This window comes from Microcoleus sp., from assembly GCF_049646505.1.
GTDB lineage: Bacteria > Cyanobacteriota > Cyanobacteriia > Cyanobacteriales > Microcoleaceae > Microcoleus.
Genome location: NZ_JBARVX010000314.1, coordinates 1 through 2,379, shown reverse-complemented (window position 1 = coordinate 2,379; position 2,379 = coordinate 1). Strand labels below are relative to the sequence as shown.

Genomic DNA, 2,379 nt, shown 5'->3' with positions numbered 1-2,379 from the left:
AGTTCCCGAACCGGATACTGGTTGCGGTTGCGAACCCTTGCCCCTGCTGAAGGAGATCGCATTTATCCAACCCCAGCCTTCCCAAATACTCAACTTCGACTCCAGCGCCTCCGCGCTCATTGACATCAAAAACTCTGTCATCGGGACTCTCGGAGACGATTATTTAACAGGGAACGACTCTAACGAATTCTTTGTCTCTTTTGAGGGCAACGACACGCTTTTAGGCGAAGGCGGTTCCGATATCTTGTTTGGAGACAAACAGCAAGACTTCATCGCTGCTGGTAGAAACAACGACATCGTTTACGCCGGTAAAGAAAATGATGTGGTGTTCGGAGGCAAACAAGACGATCGCATTTTTGGCGATCGCAATTCCGACACATTGTACGGCGATCGCGGTTCCGATACGATCGTCGGCGACAACGGCAACAACATCGACTTGACAGGTAACGACGGCGACCTGATTTTCGGCGGTTCTTCCCGCGACGCTATTGCTGGCGCTCAAGGTAACGACACCGTTTACGCCGGCAAAGACGCAGACATCGCCTACGGCGGCAAAGAAAACGACCTGATTTGGGGCGACAAGGGCCCGGACAGCCTCTACGGTGACAGCGGAAACGACTCTCTGTTCGGCGGCGTCCAAAACTCCCTAGACGGCGACCCAGAGGGGCAAGATTTCCTAGTAGGAGACAACGGCAACGACTTGCTCAACGGCGAAGAAGGCGACGATACTTTGCGAGGCGGTAACGGTCGGGATGTGGTGTTTGGAGGAAAAGGGGGCGATCGTATTTTCGGCGAAACCGACTCGGATACTCTCTACGGCAATCAAGGTTCTGATACCATCGTCGGCGACTACGGCAATCCCGCAGGCAGCATAAATGTTACCGATGAAGCCGACTTAATTTTCGGCAACGACACCGGCGACATCATTGGCGGCGGTAGCGGTAACGACAGCATTTTTGCCGGCAAAGGTAACGACTTAGCTTACGGCGGCAAAGATAACGACATAATTTGGGGCGAACTCGGTGCTGACACCATTGTCGGCGACGAGGGAGACGATTCTCTTTACGGCGGCGCGGCAAACCAGTCAGTCAGCGATGCCAACGGCCGCGATTTGCTGTTTGGGGGAGATGGTAACGACTATCTCAACGGCGGCGAGAGTTCCGATTCTCTCGGCGGTGGTTTTGGCAACGATACCGTTCAGGGCGGCAAGGATGACGATTTAGTACACGGAGATGCCGGCAGCGACTTGATTTATGGCGATGACGGCAACGATATTTTGTGCGGCGATGATGGCAACGATACCATTTTTGGCGATCGGGGGGAAAATGAGCTAGGCCCTGTGGGCGCAAACGGCCAGCAAGACTGCATCAACGGCGGCAGCGGCGACGATATCGTTTACGCCAATGAAGGCCAAGATACCCTCAATGGCGATGAGGGTAACGATACAATTTACGGAGGGAAAGATAACGACATTCTCAATGGGGGTGCAGGGGATGACTGGCTGTTTGGCGACGGGGGAGACGATACTTTAATTGGAGGTACTGGGAGCGATCGTTTTGTGTTAAACAGCAACAGCGGTATCGATACTATTCTCAATTTTGAAGTAGGAACTGACAAGTTTGTTCTCGCCGGCGGCTTGAGTGTTGATTCTTTACAAATTAGCTCTGCGGCGAACGGTTATGTCCTGCAAGTTGCTGCCACTGGGCAGGTTTTGGCTAATGTTTTTGGCCCTAGCAATGCTATTACTGCTCTCGATTGCGTGACTTTTTCTCGCTAAGGCAAAACTCGCAAAGGTTCTCGGCATCGGAATGCAAGTCCGCATCTATTAAGGGACTTGGATTCGGATGCGGAGAACTTTATTGCTGAATTTATATCAAGTCCGGCTGGACTGGAATGAGTCAACTACCCATCACCAAGCGGAGTACCGCCGGAGGTGTGGGCTTGTATCTGGACTCCACCGCAATTCTGAGAATCTAGAAAGAATCTCAGCTTTAGTTTCACGGCCCGATACATCAGGGGATGCTGACAAGCTCCCCGTACTCGTCCAGTCTTGCCGGACAAGCAACGCTCTCATTGCAATATTTCGCGCACCAATCAAATCAGAGTGTAACTCATGACTACAGCATTCGCACCGGAAAAATAGTCCTTTGTTTGGTCTATTAGCATCCGAAGTATGTCCGCATTTAGGACAACTTTTCGACGTGTAATGAGCCGGAACTTTCGTTGCTAACGAACCATTTAGATTGGCTTTGTAGTCGATATACCCGTGCAATTCGGCATAAGACCATTTAGCCTTATTTCTATTAGCTCTGCGCTGCTTTTTGCTAGCCTTCTTCCCAGACTTAGACTTAGTTCTATCTCGGATTCCGGTCAAGTTTT

The 2,379-nt window shown here is 51.2% G+C and carries 2 protein-coding genes; one reads left to right on the top strand and one right to left on the bottom strand.

Annotated features, from left to right (window positions below):
• A partial coding sequence (locus tag WBA89_RS16305; RefSeq protein WP_424408180.1) for a calcium-binding protein occupies positions 1 to 1,777 on the top strand: 1,777 nt, incomplete at its 5' end.
• Between the two features lie 132 nt (positions 1,778 to 1,909).
• On the opposite strand, the gene WBA89_RS16300 is transcribed toward WBA89_RS16305, so the two are convergent.
• The coding region (locus tag WBA89_RS16300; protein WP_424408178.1) for a zinc ribbon domain-containing protein at positions 1,910 to 2,379 on the bottom strand (470 nt) is incomplete at its 5' end.